The sequence below is a fragment of the Mesorhizobium sp. M1A.F.Ca.IN.020.04.1.1 genome, assembly GCF_003997315.1.
GTDB lineage: Bacteria > Pseudomonadota > Alphaproteobacteria > Rhizobiales > Rhizobiaceae > Mesorhizobium.
On sequence record NZ_RZSN01000314.1, the window covers coordinates 1 to 3,183 of the forward strand.

At 61.3% G+C, this 3,183-nt stretch carries 2 protein-coding genes; both read left to right on the forward strand.

Annotation, left to right across the window (positions count from 1 at the left end):
- Positions 1-1,450: potassium transporter Kup (locus tag EOA49_RS31120; RefSeq protein WP_164749358.1), on the forward strand; the 1,450-nt coding region annotated here is incomplete at its 5' end.
- 148 nt (positions 1,451-1,598) lie between these two features.
- Positions 1,599-3,183 (forward strand): potassium transporter Kup (locus EOA49_RS31125; protein WP_164749359.1); only part of this gene is annotated, 1,585 nt, incomplete at its 3' end.

The following is a 3,183-nucleotide window of genomic DNA, read 5'->3' on the forward strand; positions in this document are numbered from 1 at the left end:
TGCCTATGTCGTTCCGATCACGCTGGTGATTCTGGCGGTGCTTTTCGCCGTGCAGCGTTTTGGCACGGGCAAGGTGGCGGCAGTGTTTGGACCCATCACGGCGACATGGTTCGTGGCCATCGGCGTTGCCGGCCTCTATCACATCGTCGACGATTGGTCCGTCCTGTTGGCTATAAACCCCTACTATGCGGTCTATTATCTAGCCACCACGCCGACGGGCGCCTTCGTCACCGTCGGCGCGGTTTTCCTCGCGGTCACCGGCGCCGAGGCGCTCTATGTCGACCTTGGCCATTTCGGCCGCAAGCCAATCGTGCTGGCCTGGTTTTCCATCGTTTTCCCTTGCCTGCTCCTCAACTATTTCGGGCAGGGCGCCTTCGTGCTCTCGCACGGCGGCAAGCCGACCAACCCGTTCTTCCAGATGCTTCCCGAATGGGGGCTGATGCCGATGGTCGCCCTGGCAACGGCGGCGACGGTCATCGCCAGCCAGGCGGTGATCTCCGGCGCCTTCTCGCTGACCAGACAGGCGGTGCAGCTCAATCTTCTGCCGCGCATCGAGGTGCAGCACACATCCGAGATGCAAAGCGGCCAGATCTATATGCCGAGGGTCAATCTGCTGGTCGCGCTCGGCGTGATGCTTCTGGTCGTCGGCTTTGGCAGCTCGAGCGCGCTCGCCTCCGCCTATGGCATTTCGGTGACCGGTGAGATGCTGATGACGACGATCCTCTTGTTTGTCGTCATGCGCTGGCTCTGGAAATGGCAGCTGGCGCTCGCATTGGCGCTGGCGCTGCTCTTCGGCGTCATCGACCTCGGCTTCTTCTCGGCCAATGTCGTCAAGATGGTCGAAGGCGGTTGGGTGTCGATCACTGTCGCTTTGATCATGGGGCTGATCATGTGGACTTGGATTCGCGGCACCCGCTACCTATTCGACAAGACGCGCCGCAACGAAATCCCGCTCGACTTTCTGGCGATGAACCTCCTCAAGAAGAAGCCGCAGCTGGTGTCCGGCACCGCCGTGTTCTTGACCAGCGATCCGCTGAGCGCGCCGACCGCGCTCATGCACAGCCTGAAGCACTACAAGGTGCTGCACGAAAAGAACGTCATTCTTTCGGTGGTGACCGCGCCGCAGCCGGTGGTGCCGGATAGCGAGCGGGTGAAGATGGAGACGGTCAACGAGCTGTTCATGCGGGTCACGCTGACCTTCGGCTACATGGAGCAGCCGAACATTCCGCGCGCGCTGGCGATCTGCCGCAAGCAGGGATGGAAGTTCGACATCATGACGACGTCCTTCTTCCTGTCGCGGCGCTCGCTGAAGGCCTCGCCCAATTCCGGCATGCCGATCTGGCAGGACAGGCTGTTCATCGGCCTTGCGAAGACGGCGGCCGATGCGACGGAGTATTTCCAGATCCCCACCGGGCGCGTGGTCGAGATCGGTACGCAGGTCGCGATCTGACGCTTCAAGCATCCACATTGTGCCATAGATTTGAATGCACCTCTGCAGGTCGAGCCTTGCACTGGCGGTATGGGAGCCCTAACGCCAGGGCACTTGATATTGCACTGCAGCAAGCGTAGAGCACCGCGCATTTTATCGGAGTGTCGTCATGGCCCTTGCCAATGGTGCTGAGGCAGAACCCGTCGAGCAAACGGGGCATCCGGAAATAGAGCAGCACAGCACCAAGGTGCTGATGCTGGGCGCGCTGGGTGTCGTCTATGGTGATATCGGCACCAGCCCGATCTACGCGTTCCGCGAGGCGCTCGTTGCTTCCTCGCGCGGTGAGGTCGCCGATCGCGGCGATATCCTTGGCGTGCTGTCGCTGATCATCTGGTCGCTGACGATCATCGTCACGATCAAATACATCATGTTCGTGCTGCGCGCCGACAATCGTGGCGAAGGCGGCGTGCTCTCGCTGATGGCGCTGGCGCGCAGCACTTTCGCGACGCGTTCGGCGGTCATCCTGGCCATCGGCATCGCCGGCGCCTCGCTTTTCTTTGGCGACGCCGTGATCACCCCGGCCATCTCCGTGCTTTCGGCCGTCGAAGGCATGAATGTCGTGACACCCGCCTTTCAGCCTTATGTGGTGCCGCTGACGCTGCTCATCTTGGCCATTCTGTTTGCGGTGCAGCGGTTCGGCACAGGTGGTGTTGCCTTGATCTTCGGGCCGATCACCGCCGTGTGGTTCCTCGCCATCGGTCTGTCCGGGCTGAATCACATCATTGCCGATCCTGAAATCCTTTGGGCGATCAGCCCGCACTACATCGTCGCCTTCCTGATCCACTCGCCGGACGTGGCTTTTGTCACGATCGGCGCCATTTTCCTGGCCGTCACCGGCGCGGAGGCACTCTACGCCGACCTCGGCCATTTCGGCCGCAAGCCGATCGTGCTGGCATGGCTGGCGATCGTATTTCCCTGCCTGCTATTGAACTATGCCGGGCAGGGCGCTTTCGTGCTCGCCAAGAACGGTGTCGTCGGCCATCCGTTTTTCGAGATGAATGAAGGCTGGGCGCTGATCCCGATGGTGATTCTGGCGACGGCAGCGACGGTTATCGCCAGCCAGGCGGTGATCTCCGGTGCCTTTTCGCTGACCAGGCAGGCGGTGCAGCTCAACATGCTGCCGCGGCTGGAGATCCTGCATACGTCCGAAAAACAGTCGGGCCAGATCTACATGCCGCGCGTCAACATGCTGCTGGCGCTGGTGGTGATGCTTCTGGTGGTCGGTTTCGGCGCGTCCAGCAGACTTGCCTCGGCCTACGGGATCTCGGTGACCGGCAATATGCTGGTGACGACGGTGCTCCTCTTCGTCGTCATGACCCGTATCTGGAAGTGGCAGCTCTGGGTCGCGGTGTCGTTAACGGCTCTGTTTGCCTTCATCGATGTCGGCTTCTTTGCCTCCAACATCGTCAAGGTGTTCGAAGGCGGCTGGGCGTCGCTCGCCGTGGCTTTCGCCATCATCCTCGGCATGTGGACCTGGGTGCACGGCAGCCGCTACCTGTTCGACAAGACGCGCCGCAACGAAATCCCGCTCGACTTCCTGGCGGCGAACCTTTTGAAGAAAAAGCCGCAGCTGGTGTCCGGCACCGCCGTGTTCCTGACCAGCGATCCGCTGAGCGCGCCGACCGCGCTCATGCACAGCCTGAAGCACTACAAGGTGCTGCACGAAAAGAACGTCATTCTTTCGGTGGTGACCG